Source organism: Pseudomonas sp. Tri1 (genome assembly GCF_017968885.1).
Lineage (GTDB): Bacteria > Pseudomonadota > Gammaproteobacteria > Pseudomonadales > Pseudomonadaceae > Aquipseudomonas.
The window spans coordinates 762,726-785,000 of the sequence record NZ_CP072913.1 but is presented as its reverse complement, the minus strand read 5'-3'; the positions used below and the strand labels follow the sequence as shown (position 1 = coordinate 785,000).

Sequence of the window (22,275 nt, the reverse complement as noted above, 5' to 3'; positions counted from 1 at the left end):
AACAGTTCGCCATTGATCAAATGCGGAATGAGGCTCATGGGGACTCCAGAATTTATCCACAGGCGCCCGTCATCGGACGCCCGTTATGAAAGCTATATAGAAGGACGCGTCAGTCGAGCTTGTTCAGCACTTCGCCCACTGCGTCAAACAGACGATCCAGGTCCTGCGGCTTGCTGTTGAACGTTGGCCCGAACTGCAGGGTGTCGCCGCCGAACCGCACATAGAACCCAGCTTTCCAGAGCGCCATTCCTGCCTCGAACGGGCGTACGATCGCGTCGCCATCGCGCGGCGCGATCTGGATCGCTCCGGCCAGGCCATAGTTGCGAATGTCGATGACGTTCTTCGAGCCCTTCAAACCGTGCAAGGCATTCTCGAAGTGCGGGGCGACCTCGGCCACGCTCTGCACCAGGTTTTCCTTTTGCAACAGGTCCAATGCCGCCAAGCCTGCCGCACAGGCCACCGGGTGCGCCGAGTAGGTGTAGCCATGGGGGAATTCCACCGCGTACTCGGGGGTCGGCTGATTCATGAAGGTCTGATAGATCTCCGAGCTGGCAATCACCGCGCCCATGGGGATCGCGCCATTGGTGACTTGCTTGGCAATGCACATCAGATCCGGGGTCACGCCAAAACTATCGGCGCCGAACATCGAACCGGTGCGACCGAAACCGGTGATCACTTCATCGAACACCAGCAGAATACTGTGCTGGTCGCAGATTTCCCGCAGGCGCTTGAGGTAGCCCTCAGGCGGCACCAGCACGCCCGCCGACCCGGCCATTGGCTCGACGAATACTGCAGCGATGTTGGAGGCATCGTGCAGTTCGATCAGCTTCAACAGCTCATCGGCCAAGGCGATGCCACCCTCCTTCGGCATGCCCCGGGAATACGCATTGCTCGCCAGCAAGGTATGAGGCAAATGGTCGACATCCATCATCGCCTGGCCGAACAGCTTGCGATTACCGTTGACGCCACCAAGGCTGGTCCCGGCAATGTTCACGCCGTGATAGCCACGGGCACGGCCGATCATCTTGGTCTTGGTCGCCTGGCCTTTGAGACGCCAGTAGGCGCGGACCATTTTCACCGCGGTATCGGCGCACTCGGAGCCCGAGTCGGTGAAGAACACATGATTGAGATTGCCCGGGGTCAGGCTGGTGATTTTTTCCGCCAGTTGGAACGACAACGGATGACCGTATTGGAAGCCCGGCGAGTAATCGAGGGTGCCCAACTGCTTGGCGACCGCCTCCTGGATTTCCTTACGGGTGTGCCCGGCGCCGCATGTCCACAGGCCCGACAGCGAGTCATAGACCTTGCGCCCCTTGTCATCCTGCAGCCAACTGCCTTCGGCGGCGACGATCAAACGCGGATCGCGCTGGAAATTGCGGTTGGCGGTGTAAGGCATCCAGTGGGCATCGAGCTTGAGCTGGCTGGCCAGAGAACCGGCAGCGTGTTCGGGCATGTTCATCGACAAAACCTCGCAGGGCATAAGCGACAGGGGATCGAAAGGTGTTCTTGCGACTAAGTTGCCACGGCGATAAAGTCGGTGAAATCCAACTTTTCTAACCTTCAGTCAGTGGATCACTAAACTATGAGCGTTCGTCGTCCCGATCCGCTGGCCCAGGTCAGCGACTTCGATATCCGCTTGCTGCGCATTTTCCGCAGCGTGGTGGAATGCGGCGGATTCTCCGCGGCCGAAACGGTGCTCGGCATCGGTCGGTCGGCCATCAGCCAGCAAATGAGCGACCTTGAACAACGCCTTGGCCTGCGTCTGTGCCAGCGTGGACGCGCAGGGTTTTCGTTGACCGAGGAAGGCCGCGAGGTTTATCAATCGGCGTTGCAATTGTTGAGTGCGCTGGAAAGCTTTCGCACCGAGGTCAACGGCCTGCACCAGCATTTGCGCGGCGAGTTGATCATCGGCCTGACCGACAATCTGGTCACCCTGCCCCACATGCGCATCACCCACGCCTTGGCTCAGCTGAAGGAACGTGGGCCCGACGTGCAGATCCAGATTCGCATGATCGCCCCCAACGAAGTCGAGCAAGGCGTGCTCGATGGGCGCTTGCATGTCGGCGTGGTGCCGCAGGCCAGTGCGCTGTCCGGCCTGGAGTATCAACCGTTGTACAGCGAACGGTCGTTGCTCTATTGCGCGGTCGGGCATCCGTTGTTTTATGTGGATGACCAGCAACTCGACGACGCGCGTCTCAATAGCCAGGACGCTATCGCGCCGACCTTCCGCCTACCGGCCGAAATACAGGCCCATTACCAGGCGCTCAATTGCACCGCCAGTGCATCGGACCGCGAAGGCATGGCGTTCCTGATTCTTACCGGGCGCTACATCGGTTACTTGCCGGATCATTACGCCAACCTCTGGATCCAGCAAGGCCGGTTGCGTGCGCTAAAACCCACCGTGCGTTTCTACGACCTGAGCCTGGCGTCGGTTACGCGCAAAGGGCGCCGTCCGCATCTGGTGCTGGAGAGTTTTCTCGAGAGCCTGGCGGCGACTCGCTAATACCCTTTGTGGGGTTGGTCTGACCATCAGCGAAAGGCTTTTAGTGTGATGGCACTTGTCGGATCGCCGCCGGTGCGCTATCAACGCAGTTGCTTGCCCCCAACAGCCCCAGCCCCGGAAACGTCCATGACCTTTGAAGTCCCTGCCCACGGTGGCAAGCCCACCAGTCGCATTCGTCAGAAGAACGAAGAGACCATCCTCAAGGCCGCCGAAGATGAATTCGCCCGTCACGGATTCAAAGGCACCAGCATGAACACCATCGCCCTGAAGGCCGGACTGCCCAAGGCGAACCTGCATTATTACTTCACCAATAAACTCGGGTTGTACGTCGCGGTGCTGAGCAACATCATCGAATTGTGGGACAGCACCTTCAATACCCTCACCGCCGAGGACGATCCAGCCGAAGCCTTGACCCGCTACATCCGCGCCAAGATGGAGTTCTCCCGGCGCCAGCCCCAGGCATCTCGCCTGTTTGCCATGGAGGTGATCAGCGGTGGCGAATGCCTGACCGAGTATTTCAACCAGGATTATCGCGCCTGGTTCAACGGTCGTGCCGCCGTGTTCCAAGCCTGGATCGACGCCGGCAAGATGGACCCGGTCGATCCGGTGAACCTCATCTTCCTGTTGTGGGGCAGCACCCAGCATTACGCCGACTTCGCCACCCAGATCTGCCGCGTGACCGGTCGCAGCAAGTTGACCAAACAAGACATGCTCGATGCCGGCGACAACCTGATCCGCATCATTCTCAAGGGCTGCGGCCTGAAACCTGCACTCTAAGGTACCCATGCCCTTCACCCTTGCCGGCTTTTGCGAATACCGCGAAGAGATTCGCAAAAGCCGCTTCATCACTTACGCCGCCCCCATCACCCGCCCCGCCGATGCCCAGGCCTTTATCGAACAGCACAGCGACTTGAACGCTTCACACAATTGCTGGGCCTGGAAACTTGGCGACCAATACCGCAGCAATGACGATGGCGAGCCAGGTGGTACCGCAGGGCGGCCGATCCTGGCGGCCATCGAAGCCCAGGATTGTGACCAGGTCGTGGTGTTGGTGATCCGCTGGTATGGCGGGATTCAGTTGGGCACGGGCGGACTGGCCCGTGCATACGGCGGCGGGGCGAACAAATGCCTGCAGAACGCCGAGAAAATCGCCCTGATCAGTCGCGTGACGCTGCATTGCAGCTGCGAGTTCGCGCAACTGCCCCTGGTGAAGCTGCGAGTGGCCGAATGCGGCGGGCTGCTGAATGAAGAACGCTTTACGGCCAATGGCGTGGAACTGCAGCTCGCCGTAGGTGAGGCGCAAATCCAGACACTGCAAAAACACCTCGCCGACCTGAGCCGTGGACGGATTCTGTTAACACGCTGCGATTGAATGCCTGCGACTTTTCAGGGCACCTCACAGTCGTTCAACTTGCCCACATCCACTGTGCACCCAGCTGTGGATAACCTGAGCACACCCCTCTGTAACCCTTCTGTCATGCGGGTTTGAGGAGGTTGCTCATTTTTTATTCAAAGTCTCGTCCAGCTAACAATTCTTTCAGTAAAACAGATGCTTGCATCGGTTTATCACCTTTAGAAGAAAGCCCCCCAGTGCTTATGCCCAAGCGTCTGGCTTGCGCACAATAACTGTGGAGCAACCTGTGGATAACCCGTTCATGGCTCCCCCGACCCCAAGGAGGGCATGGCTTGCACGCGCTTGCTCATTTTTTAACCACCTGTTAGCGGGCAAAACCGGGCTCACTGCAATCCATATGCCCCAATACAGTGCCAAATGATGTCCATGAATCCCGAACGGTAACGCGCTGGAGGCCTGAGCCCCGGGGTCACGGCAATTTCCTGACCTGATGGCCAGGAAATTGCTTTATCCACAGGCATTCATGCCCATCGACCCGAGCCTGTCATGTCCGACCCTGACTCCATACCACGCCTGCAATTGCGCAAGATCAGCAAACGCTACCCAGGTTGCCTGGCCAACGATGCCATCGACCTGAGCATTCAGCCCGGCGAAATCCATGCCCTGCTTGGCGAAAATGGCGCGGGTAAAAGCACCCTGATGAAGATTATCTACGGCGTTACCCATGCCGATTCAGGTGAAGTGATCTGGCAGGGCCAGCGGGTCACCCTGAGCAACCCGGCCCAGGCCCGCAGCCTGGGGATCGGTATGGTGTTCCAGCATTTTTCACTGTTCGAAACCCTCACCGTGGCTCAAAACATCGCCCTGGCCATGGGTGCATCAGCCGGTACACCGGCGCAACTGGAACCCAGGATCCGCGAAGTCTCCCGGCGCTATGGCATGGCGCTGGAGCCGCAACGACTGGTCCACAGCCTGTCGATTGGCGAGCGACAAAGGGTGGAGATCATTCGCTGTTTGATGCAGGACATTCGCTTGCTGATTCTTGATGAACCGACCTCGGTGCTCACCCCCCAGGAAGCCGAAGAACTGTTCGTGACCCTGCGCCGACTGGCGAGCGAGGGCTGCAGTATTTTGTTTATCAGCCACAAGCTGGGTGAGGTGCGGGCGTTGTGCCACAGCGCCACGGTGCTGCGCAGCGGACGGGTGGCGGGGCATTGCGCACCGGCGCAATGCTCGGACCGGGAACTGGCGCAGTTGATGGTTGGCGAGGCGGCCGGGCTGATCGCGGACTACCCCAAGGTCAACGCAGACAACGCCTTTCTACAGATCAACAAGCTGTCCTGGCACAACCCGGACCCGTTCGGCTGTTCCTTGCGCGACATCGACCTGGAGGTGCGCAGCGGCGAAATCGTTGGTATTGCTGGGGTGGCAGGTAACGGTCAGGACGAGTGGCTGGCGTTGCTCAGCGGAGAAACGCCGCTTCCTCGCCAGCAAGGCGAAACAATCCGATTCGACGGGCAACCCGTGGCGCATTTGCGCCCCGATGCCCGTCGCCGCCTCGGCCTGGCGTTTGTCCCGGCCGAACGCCTGGGCCACGGCGCAGTGCCGCAACTGAGCCTGGCGGATAACGCCTTGCTCAGTGCATTTCAGCAGGGGCTGGTCAGCCATGGCCTGATTAGACGAAACAGGGTCGAACGCCTGGCCGAGGAAATCATCCGCCGCTTTGGCGTGAAGACTCCCGACACCAAAACTCCAGCACGCAGCCTTTCGGGGGGCAACTTGCAGAAATTCATTCTCGGCCGAGAAATTCTTCAACAACCCAAACTGCTGGTGGCCGCTCACCCGACCTGGGGTGTGGACGTCGGCGCGGCGGCGACCATTCATCGCGCGCTGATTGCCCTGCGCGATGCCGGCGCGGCGATTCTGGTGATCTCCGAAGACCTCGACGAGCTATTCCAGATCAGCGACCGCCTTGGCGCCTTGTGCGGCGGGCGTCTGTCGACCTTGCGCCCTACGGTCGAGACTCGGCTCAGCGACGTCGGCGGTTGGATGGCCGGTCAGTTCGACGCCCCCCAATCCCCTGCCCCCGCGCCGGTTTAACGGAGTTTTACATGCTGCTTTCTCTCGAACCTCGCGGCCAGCAATCACGCCTGATGCTCTGGTGTTCACCGTTGCTGGCCGCCGTGTTGACCCTGGGCAGTGGCTCGCTGCTGTTCATCGCCCTGGGGCATGACCCATTGCAAACCTTGTACACCTTGTTGGTCGCGCCGATCAGTGACCTGTACGGCGTGTCCGAGTGGCTGGTCAAGACCTTGCCGATCCTGCTGTGTGCTCTCGGCTTGGCAGTGGCGTATCAGGCGCGCATCTGGAACATCGGCGCCGAAGGCCAACTGCTGCTGGGCGCCCTGGCCGGCAGTGCCTTGGCAGTGAACATCATCGGCATGCAAAGTCGCTGGGCACTGGTATTGATCCTGCTGACCGGCACCCTGGCCGGCGCGGCTTGGGCCGGGCTGACGGCGTGGCTGCGCACGCGCTTCAATGCCAATGAAATCCTGACCAGCATCATGCTCAATTACATCGCGCTGAACCTGCTGCTGTTTTGCGTTCACGGGCCGTTGAAAGACCCGGCGGGGTTCAACTTTCCGGAGTCGGCGATGTTCGGCGACGCCAGTCGCCTGCCGTTGCTGCTGGAGGATGGCCGGGTCCATGCCGGGTTGTATTTCGCCCTGCTGGCGCTGGTGGCTGTGTGGGTCTTGCTGCAGAAAAGTTTTGTCGGCTTTCAGATCAAGGTGCTAGGCCTGGACGCACGCGCCGCCGGTTTCGCCGGTTTTCGCCAGAAGCCGCTGGTGTGGCTGGCGCTGTTGATCAGCGGTGCACTGGCCGGACTGGCCGGCGTCTGCGAAGTAACCGGGCCGATCGGTCAACTGGTGCCGCAAGTGTCGCCGGGCTACGGCTATGCGGCGATTACCGTGGCCTTTCTGGGGCGACTCAATCCCATCGGTATTCTGTTCTCCAGCCTGCTGATGGCGTTGCTGTACATCGGTGGCGAGAGCGCGCAAATGTCGCTCAACCTGCCCCAGGCGATCACCCAACTGTTCCAGGGGATGATGCTGTTTTTCCTGTTGGCCTGCGACGTGCTGATCCTGTACCGACCACGCCTGAATCTGCGCTGGGCCCGGCGCACCCAGACCACCGCCGTACAGGCAGGAGCGCTGTGATGGATATCGACCTGTTGAGCAATATCTTCTACGCCATGGTCCGCTGCGGCACGCCGTTGTTGCTGGTGGCCTTGGGAGAATTGGTCTGCGAAAAAAGCGGCGTCCTCAACCTGGGCCAGGAAGGCATGATGCTGTTCGGCGCGGTGATCGGTTTTATCGTCGCGTTCAACAGCGGCAACCTGTGGCTCGGCGTACTGCTGGCGATGGCCGCCGGGATGCTGTTGTCGGCGCTGTTCGCCTTGGTGGCGCTGGTGTTCAACGCCAATCAAGTGGCCACCGGGTTGGCCCTGACGATTTTCGGTGTGGGCCTGTCGAGCTTTGTCGGCGCGGCCTGGGTCGGCAAGCCGCTGGCGGGCTTCGAGCCTTTGGCTATTCCCTACCTGAGTGACATCCCGTTGATCGGGCGGATGCTGTTTGCCCAGGATCTACTGGTTTACCTGTCCTTCGCGCTGTTTGCCCTGGTGGCCTGGGTTATCGTGAAAAGTCGCACGGGGTTAATCATCCAGGCCGTCGGCGAGAATCCCGATGCTGCCAGCGCCATGGGCCTGCCGGTGTTGCGGGTGCGAACCCTGGCGGTGCTGTTCGGCGGCGCCATGGCCGGGTTGGCCGGCGCCTACCTGTCGTTGGCCTATACGCCGATGTGGGCCGAGAACATGAGCGCCGGGCGCGGTTGGATCGCCCTGGCGCTGGTGGTGTTCGCCAGTTGGCGAGTGTGGCGCCTTCTGCTGGGCGCCTACCTGTTCGGTCTCGCCAGCATCCTGCACCTGGTGGCCCAGGGGTTGGGGCTGGCGATTCCATCGAGCTTGCTGGCGATGCTGCCGTATGTCGCGACCATCGTGGTGCTGGTGTTGCTGTCCCGGGATGCCGTGCGTACCCGGCTGTATGCGCCGGTGTCGCTAGGGCAGCCTTGGCAGGCAGGGCACTGAGGCAGACCGCGGCGCGCCTATCGCGAGCAGGCTCGCTCCCACATTTGATCGAGGTGAACCGTCAATTCAGGCTCGCCCCATCTCTCCTTGTGGGAGCGAGCCTGCTCGCGATGAGGCCCGAACAGGCAATACCTGAACCAAGCCCCACGCCAACTCGAGAAACAGGAAAACCCACAACACCGCATTGGCCCCATGAAGCAATGCATACAGCATCCAGGTCGAAAACAAAAACCGCCCCACCGCGTCATAACGCCCATACAGCGGCTGCGGATCCCGAATCCGCAGCACCGACCACACGCAGACAATCGAGCCCAGCAGATTCACCATCAGCAGATGCGCCGGCGCAAACGGCGGCAGTTCTCCAGGCAGGTCAAATAGCTGAGCCATGCTCGTCAACACACTATGCAACGCCGCAAAGCTCCACGGCGTGGCCAGCACGGCCGACACGATAAGGTCGTACCAGGCGCTGCCGCGCACCACCCGGCGATATTGCATCAAAGTCCACATACACTTTGCTCCAGATAATTGGGAAGCAAAGAGGCTAAAGCCTGGGGTATGCTCCAAGGTCAAGCCCTCTGGAGACCCTCCATGCGCATCGGTGAACTCGCTCAAGCCTGCGCCGTCAGTCGTGACACGCTGCGCTTCTACGAACAGCGCGGCCTGATCGCGGCGCAGCGCAGCGCCAATGGCTATCGCCACTACCCCGCCGATATGGTGCAACTGGTGCTCTACATCAAGACGGCCCAGCGCCTGGGCTTTACCCTGAGCGAAATCGGCAACAGCGTCGCCGCCCTGTGGCAGGCGCAGGACCCTGACTGCGCCGTAGCGCAATTGCTGCAAGACAAGCTGAACCTGATCGAAACCCGCATAACCGAACTCGACGCGTTGCGTCACGAGCTGAAACAACGGCTCGGGCAACGTTGTCCATTAAATCCGTGACCTTTCACTCAAGGATGCCTTCATGAATTCGGCAAAAAACGCATTGATCATCGGCGCCTCCCGGGGCTTAGGCCTCGGTCTGGTGAAGACCCTGCTCAGCGATGGCTGGAACGTGACCGCTACCGTGCGCAACCCGCAGAACGCAGAGGCGTTGAAGGCTCTGGGCCCGGTGCGGATCGAAAAGCTCGACATGGACGACCAGCAAGCCGTCATCGCCCTGAGCCAACAGCTCAAGGGTGAAACCTTCGACCTGCTGTTCGTCAATGCCGGCGTCAAAGGCCCGGACAACCAGAGCCCCGGCGGCGCGACGCTGGCCGAAGTTGGCCAGTTGTTCTTCACCAACGCCGTGGCGCCGATCAACCTGGCCCAGCGTTTCGTCGGCCAGATCCGCGACGGCAGCGGCGTGCTGGCATTCATGAGCTCGGTGCTGGGCAGCGTGACCATGCCCGACGCCCCGGAACTGGCGCTATACAAGGCCAGCAAGGCGGCGCTCAACTCCATGACCAACAGCTTTGTCAGCCAGTTGGGCGAGCAGGCATTGACCGTGCTATCGCTGCACCCAGGTTGGGTGAAAACCGACATGGGCGGTGAAGGGGCGGACATCGATGTCGAGACCAGTACCCGCGGGTTGATTGACCAGGTCAATGCCTTCGCCGGCAAGGGCGGGCATCATTTCGTCAACTACAGGGGCGAGACGATTCCCTGGTAAACACCCCGATACCCTGTGGGACACCGATGATCCTGTGGGAGCGAGCTTGCTCGCGATAGCGGCGGGTCAGTCGACATCAATGTTGAATGTAAGGCCGCAATCGCGAGCAAGCTCGCTCCCACATTTGGATCTCCGTTAGGCACTGGAAATGTGTCCGACATCCTGAGTAAACTCCGTACCTCGCCTGTCCCCACCGGCGACCCTGGATCAGCAGACAGGGCATCACTGAGCTGGCTAACCTGAACCCACTTTCAGAGGAGCCGGCCACCATGCCTGCGACCCGTACCTGGTTAAAAAATCCCCTCGCCATTTTCACTGCCAACGACCTCGATGCCCGTGGCGGCCTCGTCCTGCAGGACGGTGTGATCGTCGAGCTGCTGAGTGCCGGCCAGCAACCGGCCCAACCATGTGACAACATTTTCGATGCTCGCGAGCACGTGATCCTGCCGGGGCTGATCAACACCCATCATCACTTCTATCAAACCCTGACGCGCGCCTGGGCACCGGTGGTGAACCAGCCGCTGTTTCCGTGGTTGAAAACCCTCTACCCGGTATGGGCGCGACTGACCCCGGAAAAACTTGCCCTGGCGAGCAAAGTGGCACTCGCTGAGCTGCTGCTTTCCGGTTGCACCACGGCGGCCGATCATCACTACCTGTTTCCCGAAGGCCTGGAAAATGCCATCGACGTGCAGGTGCAAAGTGTTCGTGAGCTGGGAGTGCGCGCGATGCTGACCCGCGGTTCCATGAGCCTGGGCGAGGACGACGGGGGCTTGCCGCCGCAGCAGACCGTGCAGCAGGGCCAGGTGATTCTCGACGACAGCCAGCGTTTGATCACCCAGTACCACGAACGCGGCGACGGCGCGCAGATCCAGATTGCCCTGGCACCCTGCTCGCCATTTTCAGTCACGCCCGAGATCATGCGTGCCAGCGCCGAGCTGGCGGAAAAGCTCGACGTACGCCTGCACACACACCTGGCCGAAACCCTTGATGAAGAAAACTTCTGCCTGCAACGCTTCGGCCTGCGCACCGTGGACTACCTGGACAGCGTCGGCTGGCTCGGCCCGCGCACCTGGCTGGCCCACGGCATTCATTTCAACCCTGACGAAATCTCCCGTCTCGGCGCCGCCGGCACTGGCATCTGCCATTGCCCGAGTTCCAACATGCGCCTGGCCTCGGGCATTTGCCCGACCCTGGAACTGACCGCCGCCGGTGCTCCACTGGGCCTGGGGGTGGACGGCTCGGCCTCCAATGACGCCTCGAACATGATCCTTGAAACCCGCCAGGCGCTGTACATCCAGCGCCTGCGTTATGGCGCGCAAGCAATTACCCCGGAACGCGTGCTGGGCTGGGCGACCCGGGGGTCGGCGCAACTGCTCGGGCGCAGCGATATCGGCGAATTGGCGGTGGGCAAGCAAGCGGACCTGGCGCTGTTCAAGCTCGATGAGCTGCGGTTCTCCGGCAGCCATGATCCGATCTCGGCCCTGCTGCTGTGCGGCGCGGACCGGGCCGATCGGGTGATGGTCGGCGGGCAATGGCGGGTGATCGACGGGCAGGTCGAAGGCTTGGACCTGAAGGGGTTGATCGCTGATCACAGCCAGGCGGCACGGGAATTGATCGCCGGCATCTGACCGCCCCCAAATCCCCTGTGGGAGCGAGCGTGCTCGCGATGACGCCAAACCAGTCAACATTGACGTTAAATGTCAGACCGCTATCGCGAGCACGCTCGCTCCCACAGTGGGGATTGTGTTGGGCCTAGAGTCCCAGCAACGACAACATGATAAACGTCGAAAACAGCACAAAGTGAGTCATGCCTTCGATGGCGTTGGTTTCGCCATCGTTGAGATTGATCGCGCTGACGATCAAGGTGATGAAGATCATCACCGTCTGCACCGGGGTCATGGCCATCTGGAACGGTTGGCCGGTATAGAGCGCCATGGCTTCCATCACCGGCACTGTGAGGATCACGGTCGATAGCGAAGCGCCCAGCGCGATATTCACCACCGATTGCATGCGGTTTGCCAGGGCAGCGCGCAGGGCGGTGAGGATTTCCGGTGCCGCAGAGATAGCCGCCACCAGGATCGCCGTGACCACCGGCGGCGCCCCCGAGCCTTCCAGGCCCAGGTCGATGGCCTTGGACATGACTTCGGCCAGCGCACCGATCACCACCACGCCAAACACCAGCGCACTGATGGAGAATGTCAGGCTGATGGGTTTCGGCTCGTTTTCCACTGGGTCTTTCTTGCGGCGTTTCTCAGGGTAGCTGTAGCTGAAAAAATAACTGTGAGGCCCGACCTGCATGCGTAGGAACAGGGTGTACAACACGATCATCGCGCCGATGGTAAATGCCGAATACATTTTCCAGCTCTCGCGGGGAATGAACTCTGGCACCACCATCGATACGCCCATGGCGGTGAGGATCATCACGCTGTAGGTACGCGCCGAATCGTCGTTGTAAGCCTGTTCGCCATGCTTGATCCCGCCCATCAGCGCCGCGAGCCCGAGAATGCCGTTGATGTCGAGCATCACCGCCGAGTAGATCGTGTCCCGCACCAGGGTCGGCGACGCTTCGTTACTCATCATGATCGCCAGGATTACCACTTCGACCAGTACCGCCGACAAGGTCAGGATCATGGTGCCGTAAGGATCACCAACTTTTTCCGCGAGCAGTTCGGCGTGATGGGCCACGCGCATGGAGGCCGCGACGATGAAGCCGATCAGGACCAAACCACCAAGCAGCGCGACTATCTGCCCGCTGCCCAGTAGCCAGTGTTCCAGCGGGTAGGCGACCAATGCGGCGATCAGCGCCAGCAACAGCAGTTTTTCTTGCTTGAGCAGAGTGAGCATCGCGGGCCTATCACCGTGGGCGGGGTCATGAGCTACTGACTGTAGGGGGCGGCGAACGTTCGGGCGAAGTGACGCACCAGGGAGTGGCGAGTGGGTGGCAGGTGCACCTTTATCGATCTCAAGGACCTCATCGCGAGCAAGCTCGCTCCCACAGGTATTGCGTTGTCCTTGTGGGAGCGAGCTTGCTCGCGATGGCCGCCTCGAAAAGATCACAGATTTTGTTGTCCTATTGGTCAGCATTTTGCATTGAAGCCGTACAGCCAACCTCACAACAACACGGAGTTCGAGTTCATGCACAAACGCCCCTTGAAGAAGTTGCTTTGCGCCGTCATCGCAGCCGTCGGCCTGAGCGCCGGCTTGAGTGCCAGTGCCGCCGACCCGCTGAAGGTCGGCTTCGTCTACATCGGCCCGATCGGCGACCACGGCTGGACCTATCAGCATGAACAAGGGCGCAAGGAGCTGGCGGCGAAGTTCGGCGAGCAGATCACCACCAACTACGTGGAAAACGTGCCGGAAGGCGCCGACGCCGAACGGGTGATCCGCAACATGGCCAAGGACAACTATGACCTGATCTTCACCACATCCTTCGGCTACATGAACCCGACGCTCAAAGTCGCCAAGCAATTTCCAAAAGTGATCTTCGAACACGCCACTGGCTACAAACAGGACAAGAACCTGGGCACCTACCTGGCTCGCACTTACGAGGGCCGCTACGTCGGCGGCTTCCTCGCGGCCAAGATGACCAAGACCAAGAAGATCGGCTACGTCGCTTCCTTCCCGATCCCGGAAGTCATTCGCGACATCAACGCCATCCAACTGGCCTTGAACAAATACAACCCCGGCAGCGAGATCAAAGTGGTGTGGGTCAATTCCTGGTTCGACCCGGGCAAGGAAGCCGACGCCGCCAACGCGCTGATCGACCAGGGCGTGGATGTGGTGTTCCAGCACACTGACAGCCCGGCACCGATCCAGGCCGCCGAGCGGCGCGGCGTCTATGCGGTCGGCTACGCTTCGGACATGGCCCACTTCGGTCCCAAGGCGGTGCTGACGTCCATCGTCAACGACTGGGGCCCGCATTACATCCAGGCGACCCAGAGCGTGCTCGACCACAGCTGGAAGTCTCAGGATTACTGGGGCGGCCTGAAGGAAGGCACGGTAAAACTGCCGATCAGCGACCTGGTGCCCGCAGCGGTCAAGAGCGAGGCCGAGCAGATCATCGCCGACATCGAGAGCGGCACCTTCCACCCGTTCACCGGGCCGATCAAGGATCAGGCCGGCGTCGAGAAAATCCCCGCAGGCGTGAGCGCCACCAACGCGGAACTGGCTTCGATGAACTATTACGTCGAAGGCATGAAGGCTGAGATTCCGAAATAATCCCGGCCTCAACACATGATCCAATGTGGGAGCGAGCCTGCTCGCGATAGCGGACCGACATTCAACAGGCATGTTGACTGACAGATCGCTATCGCGAGCAGGCTCGCTCCCACAGGGATCTTCATTCTTAAGTCAGGAAAGCCGCATGAACAGCCTGCCCATCATCGACATCAGCCCTCTCTACGGCGATGAGCCCAGCGCCTGGCAAACCGTCGCCGAGCAGATCGACAACGCCTGCCGCCAGTGGGGCTTTTTCTACATCAAGGGCCACCCCATCAGCCCGGCGCGCATCGCCGAGGTACTGGACAACGCCCAACGCTTCTTCGCCCTGCCCGTCGACGAAAAACTCAAGATCGACATCACCCAGACCCGCCATCATCGTGGCTACGGCGCCGTCGCCACCGAACAACTGGACCCGACCAAGCCCAGCGACCTGAAGGAAACCTTCGACATGGGCTTGCACCTGCCGGCCGATCACCCTGATGTGCTGGCGGAAAAACCTCTGCGTGGTCCCAACCGCCACCCGGACCTGATGGGCTGGGAAAACTTGATGGAGGAGCACTACCGCGACATGCAGGCACTCGCTCAAACCCTGCTAAGGGCCATGACTTTGGCCCTTGGCATCGAGCGGGACTTCTTCGACACACGCTTCAACTCACCAGTGAGCGTACTGCGCCTGATCCACTACCCACCACGCCAGACTGCCAGTAGCGCCGAGCAGCAAGGTGCCGGTGCCCATACCGACTACGGGTGCATCACCCTGCTCTACCAGGACGCCGCCGGTGGCCTGCAGGTGCGCAACGTCAACGGCCAATGGATCGACGCGCCCCCCATCGACGGCACGTTCGTGGTCAACCTTGGCGACATGATGGCGCGCTGGAGCAACGACCGTTACCTGTCCACGCCGCATCGAGTGATCAGCCCGCTGGGGGTGGACCGTTATTCGATGCCGTTCTTTGCCGAGCCGCACCCCGACACGCTGATCCAGTGCTTGCCCGGTTGCCAGGACGAGGCCCATCCGCCGAAGTACCCGACCACCACCTGCGCGCAATTCCTGCTGTCACGCTTCGCCGACACCTATGCTTACCGACGGGAGCAGCAGGCAGGTTAGTGGATCAGCCGGTCAGGTTTTACCAGACATTGCTGCCAGCCCCTGTAGAATGCCCACCATCGATTCGCTGATGAGAAAAGAACATGTACGACTGGCTGAACGCCCTGCCCAAGGCTGAACTGCACCTGCACCTGGAAGGCTCGCTGGAGCCTGAGCTGCTGTTCGCCCTGGCTGAACGCAACAAGATCGCCCTGCCATGGAGCGACGTCGACACCTTGCGCAAGGCCTATGCCTTCAACAATCTGCAGGAGTTTCTCGACCTGTACTACCAGGGCGCCGATGTGCTGCGCACCTCCCAGGACTTCTACGACCTGACCTGGGCCTACCTGTTGCGCTGCAAGGCGCAGAACGTGATCCACACCGAACCGTTCTTCGACCCGCAGACCCACACCGACCGTGGCGTGCCGTTCGAAGTGGTGCTCAACGGCATCGCCGCCGCCCTCAAGGACGGTGAGCAGCAACTGGGTATCACCAGCGGTTTGATCCTGAGCTTCCTGCGTCACCTGAGCGAAGAGCAAGCCGAGAAAACCCTCGACCAGGCGCTGCCATTTCGCGATGCCTTCGTGGCCGTGGGCCTGGACAGCTCGGAGATGGGCCATCCACCGAGCAAGTTCCAGCGCGTATTCGACCGGGCGCGCAACGAAGGCTTCCTGACCGTCGCCCACGCCGGAGAAGAAGGCCCACCCGAGTACATCTGGGAAGCCTTGGACCTGCTGAAGATCCAGCGCATCGACCATGGCGTGCGGGCCATCGAAGATGAGCGACTGATGCAGCGGATCATCGACGAGCAGATTCCGTTGACCGTGTGCCCGTTGTCCAACACCAAGCTGTGCGTGTTCGACGATATGTCGCAGCACAACATCCTCGACATGCTCGAGCGCGGTGTGAAGGTGACGGTGAACTCCGACGACCCGGCGTACTTCGGCGGCTACGTCACGGAAAACTTCCATGCGTTGTATACCCACCTGGGCATGACCCAGGACCAGGCCAAGCGCTTGGCGCAGAACAGCCTGGATGCGCGGCTGGTAAAACCTTAAGCCTCACCGAAATTCCTGTGGGAGCGAGCTTGCTCGCGATGGCGACGTATCAGTCGACATCGATGTTGGATGTCGGACCGCTATCGCGAGCAAGCTCGCTCCCACAGGGGATAGCGAGCGTTCAATCGGCGACTGTCGCTTCACTCAACTCCTCCAACGTCCTCCCCCGCGTCTCCATACCGAACAACCACACCACCCCCGCCGCGACGGCGAAACACAGCGCGCCCAGGGCGAACACACCGCCCTGCCCGGTGATGGGAAAGACCAGCCCGGTCACCAGCGGGCCGAGCAGCGAACCGACGCGCCCGACCGCCGAAGCAAAGCCAGAGCCTGTGGCCCGGGCCGAGGTGGGATAGAGTTCTGGTGTGTAGGTGTAGAGCACCGCCCACATGCCGAACAGGAAGAACTGCATCAGCAGGCCGGTGCCGATCAGCAGGCCGACGTTGCCGCCAAACACCGCGCTCTGACCATAAAGAAACGCCATCGCCCCGCCGCCCAACAGCGTGATGACGCACACCGACTTGCGTCCCCAACGCTCCACCAGCCAGGCCGCCATCAGGAAGCCGGGAATCCCACCCAAAGAAATCAGCACGGTGTAATACACCGACTGAGTCACGGCGAACCCCGACTGCTGCAACAACGCACTGAGCCAGGATGTCAGGCCGTAGAAGCCGAGCAAGGCAAAGAACCAGACGCTCCAGATCATCATCGTGCGCTGGCGATACAACGGTGACCAGATCTGCGCCAGGGCCGAAAAGAAATTGCCCGGCGTGCTCGCAACCCTCGGCAGGCGGATCGGTTCCGGCAGGTCCCCTCGCCCCAGTGAGGCACGGACCTTGTCTTCGATTCGCGTGAGCACGGCATCGGCTTCATCACCCCGTCCGGCTTGCTCCAGCCAGCGCGGTGACTCGGGGATGAAGAAACGAATGACCAGGACAAACACCGCCGGTACCGCCAGCACCAGAAAGATGTCGCGCCAGCCGATCACCGGCAACAGGAAATATGACAGCACACCCGCCGCCACGAAGCCCAGCGGCCAGAAGCCGTCCATCAATGCGATGTAGCGCCCCCGACGCTTGGCCGGGATCAGTTCCGAGAGCATCGACTGGGCAATCGGAAATTCCATGCCCATGCCGACGCCCAACAAGATACGAAACAGCGTCAGTGTCTCGATGTCCTGGGCTGTGGAGCACAGGTAACTGGCGACACCCCACAATACGATGCTCCACTGGAACACCGGTTTACGCCCGAAGCGATCGGCCAGCATGCCCGACAGCGACGCCCCCAGCACCATGCCGAAAAAGCTCGAGCTGGCCAGCAAACCGGCCTGGGCGCTGCTCAGGCCGAACTCGGTTTTGATCGACCCCAGCAGGAACGTCATCATCGCCAGGTCCATGGAGTCGAAGAAAAACGCCAGGGCAATAATGATGAAAATAACCCGGTGATAGCCGCTGATGGGCAGCCGCTCCAGGCGTTCCGCCGCGCTGTAACCTTGAGTGTCCATGTGCATCCCCCAATCCGATAGTTCCCCGGACCGAGTGTGCGCGAACCTTGCCGACGGTTATTGCTGGATACGACCTGCCGACAGCCCTGAGCGACGTGTTACAGCGCCATCTCCAAAGTCTCCTGCCGGGCGAACCGGTGAATTTCCTGCTGGCCGACCACCGTCACCTGCAACGCCCGCGAATCATTGGGCAGGCTCAGCCAGCCGGACTGCATGAACAGCTGCAACAGCGCCGCCCCCAGCGCTCCTCCCAGGTGCGGGCGACGCTCGCTCCAGTCCGGGCAGGGGCAAGCGATGCGGGCGTTGCGGTGGGCCAACGCCTGGATGAACAGGCCGTGGCCGGCCAACTGATTGGCGCCTTTATGGGTGACGATCACCCGCTGGTCAAACTGTTCGATCCACCCGGCATCCAGCAGTCGCTGATACAGGTCAGCCGCCAGAGTACCGCCCAGATGATCATCGCAGAGCCTGGCCCGCATCAATGAGGCAGGTGCCGACGGTGCCTTGCTGGGCATGATGCCGCGCTTGAAGACGTCCGGAATCTGTCGCGGCGTGCTGACCAGAGTCGCGCTGGCCAACGCCTCGACAGCAGCACCGATCTCGGGCGCCGCCAGACGGAAAAAACGCTTGCGGCCCCGGGCTTCGACTTTCAACAGGCCTCCAGCGGACAGACGTCCCAGATGAGCATTGGCCGAGGACGGCGACAGCCCGGCCAGTAAAGCCAACTCTTCAGCCTGTCGGGCCGTGCCGTCCATCAAGGCCCACATCATTGCGCTGCGCTTGGGGTCGGCCAGCAGCGTGGCGATCTGGCTGATGCAAGGTGCATGTTCCATGTATTCACTCCCTGTTGAATCATTCGTCTACGGCTCTGGCGCTGCAAATCGCGCGACGCCGCACTCAATGCCGCGCCGACTCAGGCGGCCGCTAGTATAAGCGTGACGATCAAGCTTTCCTGTCCTCCGGAAACCTTTGGAGGCGATTGTTCGTGAGGGAAAAGTCTCTATTTGCACGCGACTAATAGTCATCCCCCGTCGAGAGTGGAAATTGTGCCGTCAACTGACCGCAACGGACCTTGAGCATTTCCCGCAGCAGCTTGATGGGTTTGCTCAATTGCGCCCGATGGGCACACAGCAGATTGAGCGGCGCGCGCTCGCATCGCAGCTGCGGTAAAAGGATCTTCAGGCGCCCGGCCAGCACATCGGTGGAGACATCCAGCCATGACTTGTAGGCGATCCCCGCCCCCGCCACCGCCCAGCGTCGCACCACATCGGCATCGTCGCTGAAGCGATCCCCGCTGACGGTGAGGCTCATTTCCCGTTTGCCGTCATGAAAGCACCAACGGTCATGCACCCGGGTGCCGAGCATGTACAGCAGGCAGTTGTGCTGGGCCAGTTGCTCCAACTGTTGGGGCTCACCATGGCGTGCCAGGTAATCCGGTGACGCACACAGCACCCGGTAATTGTCTGGTGCGACAGGCAGGGCCACCAGGCTCGAATCTTCCGGCTCGCCATAACGCAGTGCGATATCCACCGGTTGCTTGAACAGGTCGGCAATGCGATCGCCCAGCAGCAGCCGCACAGTCAGCCCGGGGTGCTCGTGCTGGAATGCGTCGAGCCAGGGCAGCAGCAGGTTGCGCCCCAGGTCCGAGGGCGCGGACAACTGCAACACCCCGCTGACCTGATCCTGGCCGCTGGTCAACAATCGTCGCCCCTCTTCGAGACTGCCCAGTGCGGCGCGGGCATATTCAAGGAAACCTTCCCCCTCGGCAGTCAGACGCAGGCTACGGGTTGAGCGGGCCAACAGCCGCGCGCCCAGGTGCAGCTCAATCCGCTTCAATGCGGCACTGGCCACCGCCGCCGACAGGTCCATGACCCTGGCCGCAGCCGAGAGACTGCCCAGATCTGCCGCCCGGACGAATAGCTGCAAGTCATCGAATCGAAGCATGACGACTCCATTATCAAAAAAATATTGAAAGACCCTGTTCTTTTAGCCGGTTTTATCTCGCTGATAAATAGCTAACCATGGCTTCATTGAACTCATCTCACGGAGCCGCTTCATGAAAGCCATCGCCTACTACCATTCGCTGCCCATCACCGACGTGCAATCGCTGCAAGACATCGAACTGCCGGAACCCGTCGCAGGCCCCAGGGACTTGCTGGTGGAGGTCAAGGCTATCTCGGTCAACCCGGTGGACACCAAGGTCCGCCAGAACGTCCAGCCCGAAGGCGGCGTTGCCAAAGTGTTGGGTTGGGACGTGGCTGGCGTGGTGAAGGCGGTGGGCAGTGAAGTCTCGCTGTTCAAGGCTGGCGACAAGGTGTTCTACGCCGGCTCCATCGCCCGGGCCGGTGGCAACAGCGAATTGCATGTGGTGGATGAGCGCATCGTCGGCCACATGCCCAAGACCCTCGGTTTCGCCGAAGCGGCGGCGCTGCCACTGACGGCCATTACGGCCTGGGAGTTGTTGTTCGAGCGGCTGCAGATCCAGGAAGGCCAGAGCGACCAGGGCCAGAGCCTGTTGATCGTCGGCGCTGCAGGAGGCGTGGGTTCGATCCTGACGCAACTGGCCAGCCAGCTCACCGGACTGAAAGTCATAGGCACCGCTTCCCGGGCACAGACCCACGATTGGGTGCGTGACTTGGGCGCCGACCTGGTGATCGACCACAGCCAGCCGTTGAGCGAAGTACTGAAGCAAGCCGGCCAGCCTCAGGTGACTCACGTCGCCAGCCTGACCCAGACCGAGCAGCACCTGGATCAATTGGTCGAAGCCTTGGCGCCCCAGGGCAAACTGGCATTGATCGATGATCCCAAGGCATTGGACGTGACCAAGCTCAAGCGCAAGAGCCTGTCGTTGCATTGGGAGTTCATGTACACCCGCTCGCTGTTCGAAACGGCCGACATGATCGAACAACATAAACTGCTCAACCGCGTGGCCGCACTGATCGACGCCGGCACGCTGAGAACCACCGTCGGCGAGCATTTCGGCACCATCAACGCCGAGAACCTGCGCCGGGCCCATGCGCTGCTGGAGAGCGGGAAGTCCAAGGGCAAGATTGTGCTTGAGGGCTTCTGACTATTTTGTGGCGGCCAGAACTCTTGGCTTGTTAACTCAATGTGGCGAGGGAGCTTGCTCCCGCTGGGCTGCGCAGCGGCTCCAATATGGTTGCTGCGTCCCCAAGCGCGAGCAAGCTCCCTCGCCACGGTGATTGCGTCACTGGTAGGCGATTCAACCGTCAGTCCGACAATTGACCCTTGTCACAATTACGATCGCATTCCGGTCTACACTCGAGGCCTTTGCAACGCAATCTTTTACGTGAGGAGGTCAGCAATGAAGATCCTGATAAAAGAAGTGGCAAAATCCCAATGGCAGGTGCGCCTCGACCAGCACGTCGTGACCTTCCGCACCGAGGCCGAAGCCCAGGCCTTCACCAATACCCTGCAAGCGCGACTTCACGCGCCCCATCATTTCCCCGAACAGCAGCAGCGCGCGGCCAGCTGAATCAGCCCTGGCGACTGGCCTGGGCCAGCGCCCGGGCATTTTGCAGGCGGCGGGTCAGCATCGCAGCACTCACCACCAACAGTCCGCAAAGGCTGATGACCAGCGCCATCGGTACGGCGCTGCCGTCGTGCAGCGCCGCCACCAATGCGGCAGCCCCGGCGGCCACGGAAAACTGCAGGCAACCCAGCATCGCCGAAGCGCTGCCAGCGCGGGCGCCCTGCCCGTTCATCGCGCAGGCTGACGCGTTGGGAAGGATGCAACCCAGGCTGGAGATGCAGATAAACAGCGGAATCAGCAATGGCCACAAATGCACCGGCTGCAAGGCGCTGACAGCCAGCAGCGTCAGTCCGGCGGCCAGGTAGATCCATACCGCGCGGCCCAGCAGGAACGCCGGACCTCGTCGGGACAACAACCGGGCATTGACCTGTGCCACCAGAATGAAGCCCGCCGCGTTGGTGCCGAACAGCCAACCGAAATGCTCGGCCGGTACACCATAGAGCTTGATGAAGACAAAAGGCGAACCGGCGATGTAGGCAAACATCCCAGCGATAGCGATGCCCCCCGTTAGCGCATGGCCGAAGTAGACGGCGTCGGTCAATAACCGGCCATATTGGCGCAACGCCCCCGACAACGGTTGCCTAGGCACATAGTCCGGCAAGCTTTCCGGCAGCCACAAGGCCACCGCCGTCGACGCCAATGCGCTGAACACGGTCAGGGCAATGAAGATTGACTGCCAGCCATGCAGGTTCACCAGCAACCCACCCAGCATCGGCGCGAGAATCGGCGCCAGCCCCATCACCAGCATCAACTGCGAAAACACCTTGGCCGAACCCACCGCGTCGCATTTATCGCTGACCACCGCCCGGGAAATCACCATCCCGGCGCACCCACCCAGGGCCTGGACGAAGCGGGCACCGATCAGCCATTCGAGACTCGGCGCGTAGGCGCAGGCCAGGGACGCCAAGGTGAACAAGCCGACACCGGTCAGTAGCGGAATGCGCCGCCCGAACCGATCCGCCACCGGCCCGTAGGCCAGTTGCCCAATGGATAAGCCGAGAAAATAAGCCGCCAGGGTTAATTGGATGTGCTTTTCGTCGGTACCGAAGGCCGTGGCCATCGCCGGAAAAGCGGGCAAATAGAAGTCGATCGCCAAGGGACCGAAAGCGCTCAGGGCGCCAAGAATCAGAATGGTACGGAGGTTCATCGGGCGTCCAGTTCAGGCGTCAGTCGGCAGCCCGACAGTCTAGCTGTGCCGGGCGC

Annotated in this window: 22 protein-coding genes (1 of these 22 cut by a window edge); 14 read left to right on the top strand and 8 right to left on the bottom strand. The window is 61.2% G+C overall.

Going from position 1 to position 22,275, the window contains the following annotated elements; translation table 11 throughout:
• Both J9870_RS03400 and J9870_RS03395 read right to left on the bottom strand, forming a co-directional pair.
• On the bottom strand, positions 1–38 hold the 5' portion of the coding sequence (locus tag J9870_RS03400) for a CoA-acylating methylmalonate-semialdehyde dehydrogenase (protein WP_210642708.1). 1,456 nt of this gene lie to the left of the window's left edge; only the first 38 of its 1,494 coding nucleotides appear in the window; its start codon is at positions 36–38; its stop codon lies beyond the left edge, outside the window.
• Between the two features lie 71 nt (positions 39–109).
• Positions 110–1,459: an aspartate aminotransferase family protein gene (locus J9870_RS03395; protein ID WP_135843544.1), complete on the bottom strand. Its 1,350-nt coding sequence runs from the start codon at positions 1,457–1,459 to the stop codon at positions 110–112.
• Between the two features lie 123 nt (positions 1,460–1,582).
• Between J9870_RS03395 and J9870_RS03390 the strand changes: the two genes are divergently transcribed.
• The 6 genes from J9870_RS03390 to J9870_RS03365 all read left to right on the top strand — a co-directional run bounded on the left by J9870_RS03390 (position 1,583) and on the right by J9870_RS03365 (position 8,001).
• Positions 1,583–2,503, top strand: a complete 921-nt coding sequence (locus J9870_RS03390; RefSeq protein WP_210642707.1) for a LysR family transcriptional regulator — start codon at positions 1,583–1,585, stop codon at positions 2,501–2,503.
• 126 nt (positions 2,504–2,629) lie between these two features.
• A complete protein-coding gene (locus tag J9870_RS03385) occupies positions 2,630–3,280 on the top strand; it encodes a TetR/AcrR family transcriptional regulator (protein WP_210642706.1) in 651 nt (216 codons plus the stop codon).
• A 7-nt stretch (positions 3,281–3,287) separates the two neighbouring features.
• Positions 3,288–3,875, top strand: a complete 588-nt coding sequence (locus J9870_RS03380) for a YigZ family protein (RefSeq protein WP_210642705.1) — start codon at positions 3,288–3,290, stop codon at positions 3,873–3,875.
• Between the two features lie 528 nt (positions 3,876–4,403).
• Entirely contained in the window at positions 4,404–5,957 is a 1,554-nt protein-coding gene (locus J9870_RS03375; protein WP_210642704.1) for an ABC transporter ATP-binding protein, read from the top strand.
• Positions 5,958–5,968: 11 nt separating this feature from the next.
• Positions 5,969–7,075, top strand: coding sequence for an ABC transporter permease (locus J9870_RS03370; protein WP_210642703.1), 1,107 nt, complete (start codon positions 5,969–5,971; stop codon positions 7,073–7,075).
• Positions 7,075–8,001 carry an ABC transporter permease gene (locus J9870_RS03365; protein WP_210642702.1) on the top strand — a complete coding sequence of 309 codons (927 nt, stop codon included), beginning with the start codon at positions 7,075–7,077 and terminating at the stop codon, positions 7,999–8,001. Before J9870_RS03370 ends, J9870_RS03365 begins: the two co-directional genes overlap by 1 nt.
• Before the next feature lie 66 nt (positions 8,002–8,067).
• On the opposite strand, the gene J9870_RS03360 is transcribed toward J9870_RS03365, so the two are convergent.
• Positions 8,068–8,508: a hypothetical protein gene (locus J9870_RS03360; protein WP_210642701.1), complete on the bottom strand. Its 441-nt coding sequence runs from the start codon at positions 8,506–8,508 to the stop codon at positions 8,068–8,070.
• An 81-nt stretch (positions 8,509–8,589) separates the two neighbouring features.
• On the opposite strand from J9870_RS03360, the gene J9870_RS03355 reads away from it, so the two are divergent.
• The 3 genes from J9870_RS03355 (at position 8,590) to J9870_RS03345 (ending at position 11,277) form a co-directional block, all read left to right on the top strand.
• A complete protein-coding gene (locus tag J9870_RS03355) occupies positions 8,590–8,940 on the top strand; it encodes a MerR family transcriptional regulator (protein ID WP_210642700.1) in 351 nt (116 codons plus the stop codon).
• A gap of 22 nt (positions 8,941–8,962) precedes the next feature.
• Positions 8,963–9,649 carry an SDR family oxidoreductase gene (locus J9870_RS03350; RefSeq protein ID WP_210642699.1) on the top strand — a complete coding sequence of 229 codons (687 nt, stop codon included), beginning with the start codon at positions 8,963–8,965 and terminating at the stop codon, positions 9,647–9,649.
• 269 nt (positions 9,650–9,918) lie between these two features.
• The gene (locus J9870_RS03345; protein WP_210642698.1) at positions 9,919–11,277 is read left to right on the top strand and encodes an 8-oxoguanine deaminase; all 1,359 of its coding nucleotides are present in this window, start codon (positions 9,919–9,921) and stop codon (positions 11,275–11,277) included.
• A 124-nt stretch (positions 11,278–11,401) separates the two neighbouring features.
• Here J9870_RS03345 and J9870_RS03340 read toward each other — a convergent pair whose 3' ends face one another.
• The gene (locus J9870_RS03340; RefSeq protein WP_210642697.1) at positions 11,402–12,493 is read right to left on the bottom strand and encodes a calcium:proton antiporter; all 1,092 of its coding nucleotides are present in this window, start codon (positions 12,491–12,493) and stop codon (positions 11,402–11,404) included.
• A 291-nt stretch (positions 12,494–12,784) separates the two neighbouring features.
• On the opposite strand from J9870_RS03340, the gene J9870_RS03335 reads away from it, so the two are divergent.
• The 3 genes from J9870_RS03335 to J9870_RS03325 all read left to right on the top strand — a co-directional run bounded on the left by J9870_RS03335 (position 12,785) and on the right by J9870_RS03325 (position 16,015).
• Positions 12,785–13,867: a BMP family ABC transporter substrate-binding protein gene (locus tag J9870_RS03335; protein WP_210642696.1), complete on the top strand. Its 1,083-nt coding sequence runs from the start codon at positions 12,785–12,787 to the stop codon at positions 13,865–13,867.
• A gap of 145 nt (positions 13,868–14,012) precedes the next feature.
• Complete coding sequence (locus J9870_RS03330; RefSeq protein ID WP_210642695.1) at positions 14,013–14,978, top strand: 2-oxoglutarate and iron-dependent oxygenase domain-containing protein; 966 nt, start codon at positions 14,013–14,015, stop codon at positions 14,976–14,978.
• 83 nt (positions 14,979–15,061) lie between these two features.
• Positions 15,062–16,015: an adenosine deaminase gene (locus J9870_RS03325; protein ID WP_109752310.1), complete on the top strand. Its 954-nt coding sequence runs from the start codon at positions 15,062–15,064 to the stop codon at positions 16,013–16,015.
• Positions 16,016–16,136: 121 nt separating this feature from the next.
• On the opposite strand, the gene J9870_RS03320 is transcribed toward J9870_RS03325, so the two are convergent.
• From J9870_RS03320 to J9870_RS03310, 3 genes are all read right to left on the bottom strand, one after another.
• Positions 16,137–17,519 carry an MFS transporter gene (locus tag J9870_RS03320; protein WP_210642694.1) on the bottom strand — a complete coding sequence of 461 codons (1,383 nt, stop codon included), beginning with the start codon at positions 17,517–17,519 and terminating at the stop codon, positions 16,137–16,139.
• A 98-nt stretch (positions 17,520–17,617) separates the two neighbouring features.
• A complete protein-coding gene (locus J9870_RS03315) occupies positions 17,618–18,352 on the bottom strand; it encodes a helix-turn-helix transcriptional regulator (RefSeq protein ID WP_210642693.1) in 735 nt (244 codons plus the stop codon).
• 181 nt (positions 18,353–18,533) lie between these two features.
• On the bottom strand, positions 18,534–19,463 hold the full coding sequence (locus J9870_RS03310; protein ID WP_210642692.1) for a LysR family transcriptional regulator: 930 nt from the start codon (positions 19,461–19,463) through the stop codon (positions 18,534–18,536).
• 112 nt (positions 19,464–19,575) lie between these two features.
• On the opposite strand from J9870_RS03310, the gene J9870_RS03305 reads away from it, so the two are divergent.
• Positions 19,576–20,589, top strand: coding sequence for a zinc-binding alcohol dehydrogenase family protein (locus J9870_RS03305; protein WP_210642691.1), 1,014 nt, complete (start codon positions 19,576–19,578; stop codon positions 20,587–20,589).
• A gap of 255 nt (positions 20,590–20,844) precedes the next feature.
• Positions 20,845–21,015 (top strand): hypothetical protein, encoded by a 171-nt coding sequence (locus J9870_RS03300; RefSeq protein WP_210642690.1) that lies wholly within the window; start codon positions 20,845–20,847, stop codon positions 21,013–21,015.
• Between the two features lies 1 nt (position 21,016).
• Here J9870_RS03300 and J9870_RS03295 read toward each other — a convergent pair whose 3' ends face one another.
• Positions 21,017–22,219: a multidrug effflux MFS transporter gene (locus tag J9870_RS03295; protein ID WP_210642689.1), complete on the bottom strand. Its 1,203-nt coding sequence runs from the start codon at positions 22,217–22,219 to the stop codon at positions 21,017–21,019.
• Positions 22,220–22,275: the final 56 nt, after the last annotated feature.

What these genes read in the sequence shown, in the direction of transcription:
- J9870_RS03350 (WP_210642699.1), top strand. Translation starts at nt 8,963, where the DNA reads ATGAATTCGGCAAAAAACGCATTGATCATCGGCGCCTCCCGGGGCTTA.
- J9870_RS03365 (WP_210642702.1), top strand. Translation starts at nt 7,075, where the DNA reads ATGGATATCGACCTGTTGAGCAATATCTTCTACGCCATGGTCCGCTGC.
- J9870_RS03395 (WP_135843544.1), bottom strand. Translation starts at nt 1,459, where the DNA reads ATGAACATGCCCGAACACGCTGCCGGTTCTCTGGCCAGCCAGCTCAAG.
- J9870_RS03355 (WP_210642700.1), top strand. Translation starts at nt 8,590, where the DNA reads ATGCGCATCGGTGAACTCGCTCAAGCCTGCGCCGTCAGTCGTGACACG.
- J9870_RS03300 (WP_210642690.1), top strand. Translation starts at nt 20,845, where the DNA reads ATGAAGATCCTGATAAAAGAAGTGGCAAAATCCCAATGGCAGGTGCGC.
- J9870_RS03385 (WP_210642706.1), top strand. Translation starts at nt 2,630, where the DNA reads ATGACCTTTGAAGTCCCTGCCCACGGTGGCAAGCCCACCAGTCGCATT.
- J9870_RS03345 (WP_210642698.1), top strand. Translation starts at nt 9,919, where the DNA reads ATGCCTGCGACCCGTACCTGGTTAAAAAATCCCCTCGCCATTTTCACT.
- J9870_RS03335 (WP_210642696.1), top strand. Translation starts at nt 12,785, where the DNA reads ATGCACAAACGCCCCTTGAAGAAGTTGCTTTGCGCCGTCATCGCAGCC.
- J9870_RS03375 (WP_210642704.1), top strand. Translation starts at nt 4,404, where the DNA reads ATGTCCGACCCTGACTCCATACCACGCCTGCAATTGCGCAAGATCAGC.
- J9870_RS03315 (WP_210642693.1), bottom strand. Translation starts at nt 18,352, where the DNA reads ATGGAACATGCACCTTGCATCAGCCAGATCGCCACGCTGCTGGCCGAC.
- J9870_RS03360 (WP_210642701.1), bottom strand. Translation starts at nt 8,508, where the DNA reads ATGTGGACTTTGATGCAATATCGCCGGGTGGTGCGCGGCAGCGCCTGG.
- J9870_RS03305 (WP_210642691.1), top strand. Translation starts at nt 19,576, where the DNA reads ATGAAAGCCATCGCCTACTACCATTCGCTGCCCATCACCGACGTGCAA.
- J9870_RS03380 (WP_210642705.1), top strand. Translation starts at nt 3,288, where the DNA reads ATGCCCTTCACCCTTGCCGGCTTTTGCGAATACCGCGAAGAGATTCGC.
- J9870_RS03340 (WP_210642697.1), bottom strand. Translation starts at nt 12,493, where the DNA reads ATGCTCACTCTGCTCAAGCAAGAAAAACTGCTGTTGCTGGCGCTGATC.
- J9870_RS03390 (WP_210642707.1), top strand. Translation starts at nt 1,583, where the DNA reads ATGAGCGTTCGTCGTCCCGATCCGCTGGCCCAGGTCAGCGACTTCGAT.
- J9870_RS03295 (WP_210642689.1), bottom strand. Translation starts at nt 22,219, where the DNA reads ATGAACCTCCGTACCATTCTGATTCTTGGCGCCCTGAGCGCTTTCGGT.
- J9870_RS03325 (WP_109752310.1), top strand. Translation starts at nt 15,062, where the DNA reads ATGTACGACTGGCTGAACGCCCTGCCCAAGGCTGAACTGCACCTGCAC.
- J9870_RS03320 (WP_210642694.1), bottom strand. Translation starts at nt 17,519, where the DNA reads ATGGACACTCAAGGTTACAGCGCGGCGGAACGCCTGGAGCGGCTGCCC.
- J9870_RS03370 (WP_210642703.1), top strand. Translation starts at nt 5,969, where the DNA reads ATGCTGCTTTCTCTCGAACCTCGCGGCCAGCAATCACGCCTGATGCTC.
- J9870_RS03330 (WP_210642695.1), top strand. Translation starts at nt 14,013, where the DNA reads ATGAACAGCCTGCCCATCATCGACATCAGCCCTCTCTACGGCGATGAG.
- J9870_RS03310 (WP_210642692.1), bottom strand. Translation starts at nt 19,463, where the DNA reads ATGCTTCGATTCGATGACTTGCAGCTATTCGTCCGGGCGGCAGATCTG.